This window comes from Micromonospora sp. II, assembly GCF_001709195.1.
In the GTDB taxonomy this organism is placed as follows: Bacteria; Actinomycetota; Actinomycetes; order Mycobacteriales; family Micromonosporaceae; genus Micromonospora; species Micromonospora chalcea.
The window spans coordinates 220,238-232,739 of record NZ_LYXF01000035.1 but is presented as its reverse complement, the minus strand read 5'-3'; the positions used below and the strand labels follow the sequence as shown (position 1 = coordinate 232,739).

The following is a 12,502-nucleotide window of genomic DNA, read 5'->3' as shown; positions in this document are numbered from 1 at the left end:
GATGCCATGATCACAGGCATGACCGCCGGGGTACGCGAGGAGCCACGCGAGACCGTGCGCTCCCGTACGCCCCGGCGGCTGCCGTTACCGACGCTGCTCGCCGTGCTCGTCGGGTTCGCCGCTGTGGGCTACCGGCTGGCGCTGCTGTTCGCCGACGTGCCGCCCACCAACAGCGACGAGGCGACGATGGGGCTGGCCGCCCTGCACATCGCCCGCGGTGACGGCTTCCCGGTGTGGTTCTACGGCCAGGCGTACATGGGCACGCTGGAGGCGTACCTGGCCGCGCCGCTGATCGCGCTGGCCGGACCGTCGGTGCTCGTGCTGCGGCTGCCCACGCTGGCGCTGTACGCGCTGTTCCTGCTGCTGTCCTGGCGGCTGACCCGGCGGCTCGGCGGTGACCGCTGGTACGCCCTGCTGGTCGTCGCCGTGCTGGCGCTCGGCGCGGACCGGGTCGTGAAGAACCAGCTCATCGCCGGTGGCGGCTATCCGGAGCTGAACCCGGCCGGCGCGGCGCTGGCGCTGCTCACCGTCGGGCTCTGCGTGACCGGGGCGGGCGCGCGGCTGCCCCGCTGGGCGGCCTGGGGGCTGATCGCCGGGGTGCTGCTCTGGGTGGACCCGCTGATCCTGCCGTACGTGCTGACGCTCGGCGCGCTGCTCGTGGCGTGGCGGTGGCGGGAACTGGCCGGGCGGGCCGGTGTGGTGCTGGCCGGGGCGCTGCTGCTGGGTACCGCGCCGATGCTCGTGGACAGCCTCCGGCACGGCCGCAACCCGGTGAGCGCGGTGCTGGCGGCCGGTGGCACGGGCGCTGCCGCGGACTGGGCCGACCGGCTGCACGGCGGGCTGGTGCTCGGGCCGCCGCTGGCGATGGGCTTCTGCTCGCCCGGCCGGTGCGCCACCTGGCAGCTCTGGTGGGCGCTCGCGTTCCCGGTGCTGCTGGCGCTGGCCGCGTTCACCGCGTGGCACACCCTGCGACGAACCTGGGGCGGTCCACGCTCGGTGGAGCGGGTGTCGGCCGGGGTGCGGCTGGCGCTGCTCGGCGGCGCGGCCGGGGTCCTCGCCGCCTACGCGGTCAGCAACGCGGCCGGGCGGACGCCGATCGAGAGCAGCCGGTACCTGTCGTGCCTGGCGGTGGCGGTGCCCGCCCTGCTCTGGCCACTGTGGCAGGCCGTCCGCCCACTCGCCGAGGTGGAGTCGATCAAGGCGGCCGGCGAACGGGCGGCCGGGGCTAGGGCCCGCGTGGCGGGTGTCGGGGCGGTGGCGGTGCTCGCGGGTGTGCTCGGAACCGGCGCGGCGACCACAGTGGAGGTGATCCGGGCGGCCCCGGCCGTGCACGCCGAGGCCGACCGGCACCGCTCGCTCGTGGACACGCTCGGCGCGCTCGGCGTCCGGCACGTGCGCGGCGGCTACTGGACGTGCAACCGGCTCACCTACGCCACCGGCGAGAACGTGCTCTGCGCCGTGGTCGAGGACGATCTGCGCCCCGGATTCGACCGGCTGCCCGCGTACCGGCGGGAGGTGGCCGCCGACCCGGAGGCCGCCTGGGTGGCGCTCGCCGGCTCGCCGCTGGCCGCCCGGCTGGACGCGCGCCTCGGCCCCGAACCCGGCGCGCTCGACGTCGTCACGGTCGCCGGCTGGCGGATCTACCTGCCACGCCGCTGACGCAGGCCCGGTGGCGGGTCGAGCAGACCGAGGCGGTGGGCCAGCGCGGCGGCCTCCACCCGGTTGGTCACGTCCAGCTTGGCGATGATCCGGGACACGTGCACGCTCGCCGTCTTCGGCGAGATGAACAGCCGCTCGGCGATGCGGCTGTTGCTGTGCCCCTCGGCCACCAGCCGCAGCACCTCCCGTTCCCGGCTGGTCAGCAGGTCCGGCCCGGGTCGCCCGGTGCCGCGCAGCCCGACCCGGCGGGCCAGCGTCGCCGCCTGCTCGCCCAGCGGGGTGGCGCCGAGCCGGGCGGCCACCTCGACCGTCTCCCGTACCGCGGCGGCCACGTCGTCCCGCTCGCCCGCCGCGGCGGCCGCCTCGGCCAGCCCGAGCAGCGCCCGGCCCAGCGGGTACGGCTGCCCGGCCGTCCGCCACGCCGCCACCGCCGCCCGCCACTGCGCGAGCGCCCCGGCGGGACCGGTGGGCGCGAGCCCGGCCAGGACTGCCGTGACGTGCGCCGCGTACGCCTGTTCGGCCGGGTACCGGGCGGGCAGCGCGGCGGCCCTCGTGGACACGTCGGCGGCGAGCGTCGCGTCACCGGTCAGCGCGGCGGTACGCGCCACCGCGCCGAGCACCGGCCAGCCCTCGCGCGGCAGGTCGGCCAGGTGCGGGTCGGCCAGGGCGGCGCGCGCCGCGCGTACCGCTTCCAGCTTGTCGTCGGCGGCGAGCGCGGCCTCGACGCGCAGCTCGTGCAGCGGCAGCCGGTGGTTGGGCCACAGGTAGGGGCGGCTGAGGAACGCCAGCGCCCGCCCGACGACCTCGTCGGCGGCGGGGTGGGCGCGGGCCAGGTGCAGCCCGGCGCGCAGTTGCAGCCAGTGCAGACCGGAGACGCCCGGCGGGTCGATGCGGGCCGCCTCGGCGCAGGTGGCGTCCGCCTCGTCCCAGCGGCCCAGCGCGATCAGCGCCTCGGCCCGGTTCGACAGCAGGTACGCCCCGATCGAGCGGCTGATGCCGACCCGGCGCGCCTCGGTCACCCCGGCCGCGGCCGCCTGCTCGGACTCGTCGTAGCGGCCCAGCTCGTAGAGCACGTCGGAGAGGAAGACCAGCGCGCTGACCAGGGCCCACGAGTCACCGGCGGCACGGGCCCGCGCCTCGACCCGGCGCAGCTCGGCCAGCCCGCGCTCCGGCGTGCCGTCGAGGCGGTGCAGCAGGGCGATCCGGGTGGGCAGCAGCACCAGGTCGGTGCCGACCTCGGACGCGCCGGCCGCGGCTTCGGCGGCCACCGTGGCGGCCTCGCGCGGGTCGACCTTCATCAGGTGCGACGCGATGTCGGCCAGCACGGCGAACCGTTCCGGGCCGTCGGGGGCGCGGGCCGCCAGCCGGTACGCCTCGCGCAGCTCGGCCGCGCCGTCGCTCTTGCCGAGCAGCGCGAACAGCCGGCCCCGGTGGTCGAGCAGGCGGGCGGCGCGCAGCGGTTCGGCGTCGGGGTCGACCTCGGCCAGCGCGGCCCGGGTGAGCGTGAGCGCCCGGCTGAGGTCACCGGCGGTGACCGCGGCGATGAGCGTGTCCTCCAGTACCCGCAGGTGGTCCATGCCGAGCCGGTCGGCGGCGTCGGGCACCTGCTCCCACAGTTCGAGGACGCGCTCCAGCAGGCGGCTCTGCTCGGCGTACGCGTACCGTTCGGCGGCTGCCTCGGCGGCGACCCGGGCGGCGGTGAGCGCGCGCGGGTGGTCGTGCGCCGCATACCAGTGGTGGGCGATCTCGGCCGGCGCGCGACCGGCGGCGACCAGGTGGGGTTGGGCCTCGATCGCGGCGGCGTACCGGGCGTGCAGCCGGGCGTGCTCGCCGGGCAGCAGGTCGTCGTGCACCGCCTCGCGGACCAGCGCGTGCCGGAACTCGTAGTCGCCGTCCGGGTCGGCCACCACGAGCTGACCGGCCACGGCGGCGCGCAGCGCGTCCTCCAGTTCGGCCTCGGGCAGGCCGGCCACCTCGGCGAGCAGCTGGTGGGCGAAGCGGGTGCCGCCGGCGGCGGCGATCCGCAGCACCCGCTGGGCCGGCTCGGGCAGCCGGTCGACGCGGGCCAGCAGCAGGTCGCGCAGCGTCTCCGGGATGGTGGCGCAGCCGACCGGGCCACCGGCGGCGGCCAGCTCCTCGATGAAGAACGGGTTGCCCTGGGTGCGTTCGTGCACGTCGTCCACGGTCCGGGCGAACTGCTCGACACCGAGCAGGTCGGCGAGCACGGCGGCGGTGCCGTCGCGGTCGAGGCGGCCCAGCTCGATCCGGTCCACGCCGCGGACCCGGTCCAGCTCGGCGAGGAACGGCCGCAGCGGGTGCCCGCGGTGCAGCTCGTCGGTGCGGTACGTGCAGACCACCAGCAGGCGGGTGGCGCGGGCGGCCCGCACCAGGAAGCCGATCAGGTCGCGGGTGGAGCGGTCGGCCCAGTGCAGGTCCTCGATCACCAGCACCAGCGGGCGTTCCTCGGCGATGCGCCGGAACAGGTCGGCGACCAGGTCGAACAGGTAGCCGCGCGGGGTGTCGGCGAGGGCCGGCCCGGCGGGCGCGGCGACGCCTGCGGGCATCCGGGCCAGCTCGGGCAGCAGCCGGGCGAACTCCGCCTCGTAGCCGGCGAAGGCGGCCGGCCCGTCGTGGCGCAGCACGTCGCGCAGCGCGGCCGCGAACGGGGCGAACGGCAGGCCGGCCTCGCCCAGTTCCAGGCACTGGCCGACCAGCAGCCGCGCCCCGGCGGTGTGGACGTGCGTGCCGAACTCCTCCAGCAGCCGGGTCTTGCCGACCCCGGCCTCGCCGCCCACGAGCACGGTCGTCGGGTCGCCGGAGCGTGCCCGGGCCAGCGCGTCGCCGAGCACTGTCAGCTCGGGCCGGCGGCCGACGAGGACGGTGCTGGCGGCGCGTACTGTCACGCCGTCGAGCATGCCACGGCCCCCCGACGGCCTCGCCTGGCCGATCGGGCGGTCGGTGGCCGCCGGCCCGGCCGCCCCCGTGACGGCCGGACCGGCGACGACCGCCGGCGCGGTCACCGGCGGGCGTCGGTGATGCGGGCGTGGTGCTGTCGGCGGCTCAGCCAGCCGCGCGGGTGCCGTCGGGGCAGCGACCGGGCCAGCCGGTCCTGCGCCGCGTCGGCCTGCAGTTCAGAGGCGTGGCTGCGGTGGATGCTGAGGATGAACTCCGCGTCGTTGCCGAACATGTCGGATCTCCCTGTCGTGGGTCTGTCGTCGCTGTCGAGATCCACTTTTCGCGCGAAGGTGCCCCCGGCACATGGGTACGCCGCCTGATCTTTGCCCCCGCCGCCTCCTTACCTGAGGGCCGACGAGGGGCCGCGCGGCCGTAAGGTACTCAGCCCGCTCCGGAAGAGGCGGCCACGGATCAACGTGACGTGCGCCGACCACTAGACTCTGCGGCATGGCAAAGCCCCAGGAGAAGGTCTCGTTCGGCCAGCGGCTGAAGCAGATCGGGATGGTGTTCCGGTTCACCGCCAAGCAGGACAAGTGGTTCGCGCCGCTGACGGCGGCGGCGGTGCTGATCCCGCTCGCGCTCACCGTGGTCGCGGTGATCGCCTGGGGCTGGATCTGGTTGCCGATCGGCATCCTGCTCGCCCTGCTGGCCGTGCTGATCGTGCTCAACCTGCGCTCCAACAAGGCGATGATGAACGCCGCGGAGGGGCAGCCGGGCGCGGCGGCGCAGATCATGGAGAGCATGCGCGGCGACTGGCGGGTCACCCCGGCGGTCAGCTCCACCACGCAGATGGACATGGTGCACCTGGTGGTGGGCCGCCAGGGCGTGATCCTGCTGGCCGAGGGGAACCCGCAGCGTGTGCGTGGCCTGCTCGGCCAGGAGAAGCGCCGGCTGGCGAAGGTGATCGGCACGGCGCCGCTGCACGACTACGTGATCGGGCAGGGCGAGGGTGAGCTGCCGGTCCGCAAGCTGCGGATGACGCTGATGCGGCTGCCCCGCGCCCTGTCCCCGAAGGACGTCAACGCGCTCGACAAGCGGCTCAAGGCGCTGACCGCGCGGCCGCAGATGCCCAAGGGCGCGGTCCCGAAGAACATGCGGCCGCCGCGTGGCGCGTTCCGGCAGACCCGGGGTCGCTGACCTTCGGCGTACGCGAGAAGGAGCCGGTCCCGTGCGGGGCCGGCTCCTTTCTCGTGCGGGTCAGCGGCGCGGCGCGTCGGTGACGACGGCGCCGGCGAGCCGGTCGTGCAGGCCGCGCTTGTGCTCGTCCATGAGCAGGGCCGGCACGACGAGGGCCAGCAGGAGTCCGCGCAGCAGCCCGCGGAGCAGCCCGATCCGGCCGCCGTCGGCCCAGGCGACGCAGCGCAGCCGGGTCAGGTACATGCCGGGGGTCTGGGCGAACAGGCCGATGAAGAAGCCGTACTCCAGGATCAGCACCAGGACCGGCGGCCAGCCGTCGCGGACCGGGTCGGAGAAGGCCCGGGCGACCATCAGGCACAGCACCCAGTCGATGATCAGGGCGCCGAATCGGCGGCCGAGGCTGGGCGGGGTGAAAGCGGGGTCGGCGGCGGGCGGCACCGGTGTGGCGGCGGTATCGGTCACAGCGGCCAGGGTAGCGCCGCCGCAACCCCTGACGAAAAATCCGACATTCGCCACCAGAGCGTGTCGGAGTGACGCTGCAAGCGACGTAACACGGCGGAAACAGACGAGACACGGCCGGGCAACCCCCCGGCCATAGCGTCGCCAGTAGTTAGCTACCGGAGTGGACCTGCCAGGAGGACGTGTGTTCGCCAATTCCGAGGAACTCCTGCGATACCTCGCCAACGAGGACGTGAAGTTCGTCGACGTACGTTTCTGTGACCTGCCCGGCGTGATGCAGCACTTCAACCTGCCGGTCGAGTCGTTCGACGACAGCGTGTTCACCGACGGCCTCGCCTTCGACGGCTCCTCGATCCGCGGGTTCCAGGCCATCCACGAGTCCGACATGCTCCTGCTGCCGGACGTCGCCACCGCCTTCATCGACCCGTTCCGCACGCAGAAGACCCTCGCGCTGAACTTCTTCATCCACGACCCGTTCACCCGCGAGGCCTACTCCCGCGACCCCCGCAACGTCGCCAAGAAGGCCGAGGCCTACCTCGCCGCTAGCGGCATCGCCGACACCGCCTACTTCGGCGCCGAAGCCGAGTTCTACATCTTCGACTCCATCCGCCACGAAACCTCCGCCCACCAGTCGTTCTACTACATCGACTCGATCGAGGGCGCCTGGAACAGCGGCCGGATCGAAGAGGGCGGCAACCGCGGCTACAAGACCGCCTACAAGGGCGGCTACTTCCCGGTGCCCCCGGTGGACCACTACGCCGACCTGCGTGACCGGATCGTGCGGCGCCTCGTCGACGGTGGCTTCACCGTCGAGCGCTCGCACCACGAGGTCGGCACCGCCGGCCAGTCGGAGATCAACTACAAGTTCTCCACGCTGCTGCACGCCGCCGACCAGCTCCAGCTGTTCAAGTACATCGTCAAGAACGAGACCTGGGCCGCGGGCAAGACCGCCACGTTCATGCCCAAGCCGCTGTTCGGCGACAACGGCTCCGGCATGCACACCCACCAGAGCCTGTGGCGCGGCGGCGAGCCGCTGTTCTACGACGAGACCGGCTACGCCGGCCTGTCCGACACCGCCCGCTGGTACATCGGCGGCCTCCTGCACCACGCCCCCTCGCTGCTGGCCTTCACCAACCCGACGGTGAACTCCTACCGTCGTCTGGTGCCCGGCTTCGAGGCGCCGGTCAACCTGGTCTACTCGCAGCGCAACCGCTCCGCGTGCACCCGCATCCCGGTCACCGGCAGCAACCCGAAGGCCAAGCGCGTCGAGTTCCGGGTGCCGGACCCGTCCAGCAACCCGTACCTGGCGTTCTCGGCGATGATGATGGCCGGCCTGGACGGCATCAAGAACAAGATCGAGCCGCCGGCGCCGATCGACAAGGACCTCTACGACCTCCCGCCGGAGGAGTGGGGCGACGTCAAGCAGGTCCCGGGCTCGCTGCCGGAGGTGCTCACCGCGCTCGAGGCCGACCACGACTACCTGCTCGACGGCGGCGTGTTCACGCCGGACCTGATCTCGACCTGGGTCGAGTGGAAGCGGGCCAACGAGGTCGACCCGGTGCGCCTGCGCCCGACCCCGCACGAGTTCGCGATGTACTTCGACTGCTGAGCACGCTCGTCAGCACCGGCCGGGCCGGCTCCGCGATGGCGGAGCCGGCCCGGCCGTTTCACGCGGCTCGGCGGCGCAGTGCCGCCCGGACTCCGGCCACCGCGACGACCACCACCAGCACCGTCATCAGCACCGCGCCGGGCGCCTTCGTGAACCGGGCCAGGTTGGTTCCGTCGGGCAGCGTGAGCAGCGAAACCGCCGCGCAGGGGGCCACGAACCACACCTCCCGGGCCAGCGGCACCGCCGCGACCGCGAGCAGCGTCAGCGGCCAGATCGCGTACCAGGGGTGGAAGACCGGCGCGAGCAGCACGGTGGCGGCGAGCGCCAGTCCCGCGCCGAGCAGCGCCACCCGCGGCCGGGCCACTGTCAGCCGGGCCACCCGCTGCCGGGCGTCGTTGAGCCGCCGCAGCGTCGTCCACGCCCGCCACCAGAGCGCGACGAGCGTCCCGGCCAGCAACGCCAGCGCGACGGCGCGCACCACCGGGACCGCCCGGGGCCGCCGCCCGGCCAGCTCACCGGCGTAGTCGATGACGAACCCGATCGCTGTGGGCGGCGAGGTCCACTGCTGCGAGTCGCCGCTGTGGCCGAGTCCGCCGATCCAGCCCAGCCCGAGGCCGGTGGCGAGCGAGACGACGAGCAGCGTGCCGAGCACCGACGCGGCCAGTTGCCCGCCGTCGCGCAGCAGCGCCCGCCAGGTGTAGCGGCCGAGCACGGCGGCGAGCGCCGCGAACGGCAGCGCCACGACCGCGACCGCCTTCACCGCCACGGCCAGGCCGAGCAGCACCCCGGCGACCAGCAGCGCGCGCGGTTTGCCCGGCAGGCGGACCAGCACCAGCAGGCCGAGCAGGAGCAGGCCGAGCGCGAGCGCGTCGTTGTGCGCGCCGGCCACCAGGTGTACGCCGACCAGGGGGCAGGCGAGCACCAGCCAGGCGGCCCGGCGGGTGGGCACCCCGGCGGCGCGGGCCAGCCCGGGCAGGCAGAGCGCGGCCAGAAGCACCCCGGCCACCGCTATCAGCCGCAGCGCCACGACGGTCCCGATCAGGCCGCCGCCGGCGAGAACGGCGAGCCCGGCCAGCAGCACGAAGAACGGCCCGTACGGCGCCGGGGTGTCCCGCCAGATCGGCGACACCGAGTCGGTCCACGGGCAGCCGGCCGCCGCGACCCCCACCCGGTACGGGCTGAGGCCCTGCGTCCACGTCCAGCCCTGGCAGGCGTACGAGTAGACGTCGCGGCTGCCGATCGGCGGCGCGGCGAGCAGCGGCAGCGACCAGAGCCCGGCGGTCACGTACGCCCACCGGCCGGACGGCGCGCCCCACCGCAGCGACCACCAGGCGCCGACCAGCAGCAGCGTCCCGGCCAGCCAGCAGCCGAGCGTCAGCGGCCCGTTCGGGGCCGCCCAGATCGCGGCGAGCGTGCTGCGCGGGGGCGGGCCGGGCAGCGCGCCGCCGAGCCACCCGGCGACGGTGAGCAGCACCGCCCCGGCGAGACCGGCGTAGCGGGCGACGGCGGCGGCGATCGGCCGGACCGGTCCGTCGACCTCGCTCACCGGCACACTCCTCAGTCCGCGGGAACCGGCTGCCGGCCCTTGCGAGCCGACCGTACCAACCAGACGACCACGCCGATCACGAACAGCGTCATCAGCGGCGCACCGGGCATCTTGCTGTACCGGGCCAGCCCGGTGCCGTCGGCGAGCACCAGGAACGACGACACCACCGTGACGATCGAGAACCAGAGCGTGCGGTGCCCGGTGGCGGCCAGCACCGCCAGCGGCCACAGCCAGTACCAGGGGTGGAACAGCGGGGACAGCGCGACAGTGGCGGTCAGCGCCAGCCCGGCGTGCCAGAACGGCTCACCGCGACGCAACGAGCGGAACCACAGCCAGATCAGCACCCCGACCAGCACGACCATGCCGATCGCCCGGGTCACCGGCAGCGCGTCGACGTGCACCCCGAACGGCGCCAGCAGATAGCCGACCGTCTGCCCCACCGCGGTCGGCGGCGACGTCCAGGCCACCACCAGGCTGCCCTGCTCCAGCCCGCTGATGAACCCCAGCCCCAGGCCGGAGACGAGCGTCACCCCGGCCAGCGCCACGAGCGATCCGCCGACCACCCACCCGCCGTCGCGGACCAGCGACCTGATCCGGTACGCCCCGACGATGGCGGCGAGCGCGGCGAACGGCATCACGACCAGCGCGGTGACCTTGACGGCGGCTGCCAGTCCGAGCAGCGCCCCACCGGCGAGCAGCGGCCAGGGCCGCCCCGGCCGGGCCGCCACCACCGCGAGCCCGGCGACGAGCAGGCCGATCATCAGCGCGTCGTTGTGCGCGCCGGATATCAGGTGCACGGGCACCAGCGGGCTGGCCAGCGCCAGCCACAGCGCCCGCCGCGGCGGCACCCCGCAGCGGCGGGCCAGCACCGGCAGCGCCCACGCGGTGAGCGCCACCCCGGCCACGGCGAGCAGCCGGAACAGCGCGACCGCGCCGAGCAGCGACCCGGTCGCCTCCACCACCGCACCGGCGAGCAGCACGAACAGCGGCCCGTACGGCGCCGGGGTGTCCCGCCAGATGTAGGAGATGGTGTCCAGCCAGGGGCAGGGCAGCGCCGACACGCCCTGCTCGTAGGGGTTGATCCCGGCCGAGAAACTGGCGCCCTGGCAGGCGTACGCGTACACGTCCCGGCTGCCCAGCGGCGGCGCGACGAGCATCGGCAGCAGCCACAGCGCCACTGTGACCAGCACCCAGCGCGACGACGGCACCCGGTCCCGCAGCGACCACCACGCCCACGCCAGCAGCCCGGTGCCGACCAGCCACAACCCGATGATCAGCGGCCCGTTCGGGCCCTGCCAGATGCTGACCGGGGTGGGACGCAACTCGCCGTCGGGCAGGGCGCCGCCGAGGAACGCGGCCACGGCGAGCAGCACCGAACCCGCCAGGCCGATCCAACGCGAGAGGTGGTGAGGCACGCCCGACATGCTGCCAGTACGGTGGTTCGCGATCAGGAGGTGGGCATGCGGGGTGGTCGGGTGGTGGCGGTGTCCGCCGCGTTCGCGCTCGTCCTCGCCGTGCTCCACCTCACCCTGCCGGTCACCGGCTCGGACCTGTCCGCCCAGGTCGCCCGCGCCGACTTCTTCGCCGCGCATCCGTCCGCCCTGGTCGACCTGCGCTGGTACGGCGGCGTGCACCCGTGGGGCTACAGCCTCGTCTCGCCGCCGCTGATGGCGCTGCTCGGCGTACGCGTCACCGGCGCGCTGGCCCTGCTCGCCTCCGCCGCCGCGTTCGCCGCCCTGCTGGTGCGGACCCGGGTGCCCCGACCGCTGCTCGGCAGCCTGGTCGGCGTGGTCACGATCGCCGGCAACCTGGTCTCCGGCCGGGTCACGTACGCCCTCGGCGTCGCGTTCGGCCTGGCCGCGCTGCTCGCGCTCACCGTGCCCGCCCGACCTGGAGCCGCCGTCGACGCCTCCGGCACCGATGCCGGTGCGGCCGGTGCCGCTGCTGGTCCGGCCGGCCCCGGCGCGCCGGCCTCCCCCGTCGGCATCTGGGCGGGCCGGAGCGTCTGGGCGGCCGTCGCCGCCGTTGTCGCCGCGCTGCTCGCCTCCGCGGCCAGCCCGGTGGCCGGGCTGTTCGTCGGGCTCGCCGGCGTCGCGCTGCTGCTGAGCCGCCGGTACGCCGACGGCCTGCTGCTCGCCGTACCCGCGGCCGGACCGCTCGCCGTGACCGGGCTGCTGTTCGGCGAGGGCGGCTGGATGAACATCAGCCGCACCGACACCCTGCACGCCGTGGTGACGAGCCTGCTGGTCGCGGCGCTCGTGACGTACCGGCCGGTGCGGGTGGGCGCGCTGCTGTCCGCGGCCGGGGTGCTGGCGTCGGCGTTGCTGCCCACCCCGGTCGGGCTGAACGCCACCCGCCTGGTGGTGATGTTCGCGCTGCCGCTGCTGGCCGCCGCGGCGACGCCACCGGCGAGGCTGGGCATCCCCCGGTTGCCCCGGACCGCCGGTGCGGCCGGGCTGGCCGCCCTGCTCGCTGTCGTCTGCTGGTGGCAGCCGCCGGTGGTCACCGCCGACCTGCGCAGCGCCGACGATCCGACGGCCGACCCGGCGTACTTCGCGCCGCTGCGCGCGGAACTGGCCCGGCGCGGGCTCACCGGACGGGTGGAGGTGCCGCCGACCCGCAACTACTGGGAGGCGGCCCGGATGGGCGAGGTGCCGCTGGCCCGGGGCTGGCTTCGCCAGGCCGACATCGACCGCAATCCGCTGTTCTTCACCACGGTGCCCGGCGCGGACGGCACCGGCATTCCGCTGACCCCCGTCACCTACCGGGACTGGCTGGCCGACAACGCGGTGCAGTACGTGGCAGTGCCCGACGCCGAGTTCTCCTGGGTGGGGCGATCCGAGGCGGAGCTGGTGGAGACGGGCCTGCCGTACCTGACCGAGGTCTGGTCGGACCGGCACTGGAAGCTGTACGCGGTCGCCGACCCCACGCCGCTGGTCGGCGCGCCGGGTGAGCTGATCAGCCAGGACGGCGCCTCGATCACCTTCCGCGCCCCCGCCCCCGGCCCGATCCCGATCCGGGTCCGCCACGATCGCTGGCTGACCGCCTCAGGCGGCGCCGAAGTCACCCAAGACGGCAAGTGGACAACGGTGACGGTCCCCCGAGAGGGCACCTACACCCTCACAAGCTGATCCCGG

At 74.8% G+C, this 12,502-nt stretch carries 9 protein-coding genes; 4 read left to right on the top strand and 5 right to left on the bottom strand.

Going from position 1 to position 12,502, the window contains the following annotated elements:
• Positions 1-18 precede the first annotated feature (18 nt).
• Positions 19-1,659 (top strand): DUF423 domain-containing protein, encoded by a 1,641-nt coding sequence (locus tag A8711_RS18985; protein WP_069088978.1) that lies wholly within the window; start codon positions 19-21, stop codon positions 1,657-1,659.
• Here the strand turns inward: A8711_RS18985 and A8711_RS18980 are convergent.
• Both A8711_RS18980 and A8711_RS32470 read right to left on the bottom strand, forming a co-directional pair.
• Complete coding sequence (locus A8711_RS18980) at positions 1,641-4,562, bottom strand: AAA family ATPase (RefSeq protein ID WP_233607878.1); 2,922 nt, start codon at positions 4,560-4,562, stop codon at positions 1,641-1,643. The two genes, A8711_RS18985 and A8711_RS18980, sit on opposite strands and share 19 nt — an antisense overlap.
• A 113-nt stretch (positions 4,563-4,675) precedes the next feature.
• Positions 4,676-4,846, bottom strand: coding sequence for a hypothetical protein (locus A8711_RS32470; RefSeq protein WP_166456627.1), 171 nt, complete (start codon positions 4,844-4,846; stop codon positions 4,676-4,678).
• Between the two features lie 215 nt (positions 4,847-5,061).
• Between A8711_RS32470 and A8711_RS18975 the strand changes: the two genes are divergently transcribed.
• Positions 5,062-5,751 (top strand): DUF4191 domain-containing protein, encoded by a 690-nt coding sequence (locus tag A8711_RS18975; protein WP_043329318.1) that lies wholly within the window; start codon positions 5,062-5,064, stop codon positions 5,749-5,751.
• Between the two features lie 60 nt (positions 5,752-5,811).
• On the opposite strand, the gene A8711_RS18970 is transcribed toward A8711_RS18975, so the two are convergent.
• Positions 5,812-6,213 carry an RDD family protein gene (locus A8711_RS18970; protein ID WP_043329315.1) on the bottom strand — a complete coding sequence of 134 codons (402 nt, stop codon included), beginning with the start codon at positions 6,211-6,213 and terminating at the stop codon, positions 5,812-5,814.
• 181 nt (positions 6,214-6,394) lie between these two features.
• On the opposite strand from A8711_RS18970, the gene glnA reads away from it, so the two are divergent.
• Positions 6,395-7,819 (top strand): type I glutamate--ammonia ligase, encoded by a 1,425-nt coding sequence (gene glnA, locus A8711_RS18965; protein WP_043329312.1) that lies wholly within the window; start codon positions 6,395-6,397, stop codon positions 7,817-7,819.
• A 58-nt stretch (positions 7,820-7,877) separates the two neighbouring features.
• On the opposite strand, the gene mptB (A8711_RS18960) is transcribed toward glnA, so the two are convergent.
• Entirely contained in the window at positions 7,878-9,365 is a 1,488-nt protein-coding gene (gene mptB, locus A8711_RS18960) for a polyprenol phosphomannose-dependent alpha 1,6 mannosyltransferase MptB (RefSeq protein ID WP_069089123.1), read from the bottom strand.
• An 11-nt stretch (positions 9,366-9,376) separates the two neighbouring features.
• Positions 9,377-10,789: a polyprenol phosphomannose-dependent alpha 1,6 mannosyltransferase MptB gene (gene mptB / locus A8711_RS18955; RefSeq protein WP_069088977.1), complete on the bottom strand. Its 1,413-nt coding sequence runs from the start codon at positions 10,787-10,789 to the stop codon at positions 9,377-9,379.
• 36 nt (positions 10,790-10,825) lie between these two features.
• On the opposite strand from mptB (A8711_RS18955), the gene A8711_RS18950 reads away from it, so the two are divergent.
• A complete protein-coding gene (locus A8711_RS18950) occupies positions 10,826-12,496 on the top strand; it encodes a hypothetical protein (protein ID WP_069088976.1) in 1,671 nt (556 codons plus the stop codon).
• Positions 12,497-12,502: the final 6 nt, after the last annotated feature.